We start from the raw sequence: 536 nt of genomic DNA, 5'->3' as shown, positions 1-536 counted from the left end.
ATCTCGTTGCTCTCGAACTTCGCCACGTAGGCCAGCAGGCGCGGCACCAGGAGGATGCCGCCGACCAGCGCGACGATCATGAACAGGCTGAGCTTGCCGACCGTGGAGAACACCTCGCCGGTTTCCACCGAACCGCTCACGGCGATTCCCGACAACAGGGCGATGATGCCGATGCCGAGGATGTCCTCGACGATCAGCACGCCGAAGATCAGTTGGGCGAAGCGCTCGTTCTTCATCTTCAGGTCGCCGAGCGCCTTGACGATGATGGTGGTGGAGGAGATCGCCAGGATCGCGCCGAGGAACAGCGAGTCCATGGTGCTCCACTCGAAGAAGCGACCGATCTCGAAGCCGATCCAGATCATCAGGACGATTTCCAGGAACGCCGCGATGAACGCCGTGGCGCCGACCTGGAAGAGCTTGCGCAGGCTGAACTCCAGGCCGAGGCAGAACATCAGGAAGATCACCCCGAGTTCGGCCAGGGTCTTGATCGTGTCTTCGTCGTGGATCAGTCCGAAGGGCGGGGTGTGCGGGCCGAT

General features: G+C 62.1%; 1 protein-coding gene. It reads right to left on the bottom strand.

Annotated features, from left to right (window positions below):
* A partial coding sequence (locus tag FLP08_RS16830) for a cation:proton antiporter (RefSeq protein WP_162431118.1) occupies nt 1-536 on the bottom strand: 536 nt, incomplete at both ends.

The sequence above is a fragment of the Christiangramia aestuarii genome (genome assembly GCF_009735585.1).
Lineage (GTDB): Bacteria > Bacteroidota > Bacteroidia > Flavobacteriales > Flavobacteriaceae > Christiangramia > Christiangramia aestuarii.
Note: the sequence above shows the minus strand (reverse complement) of the source record. Positions and strands in the feature narration are given on the sequence as shown.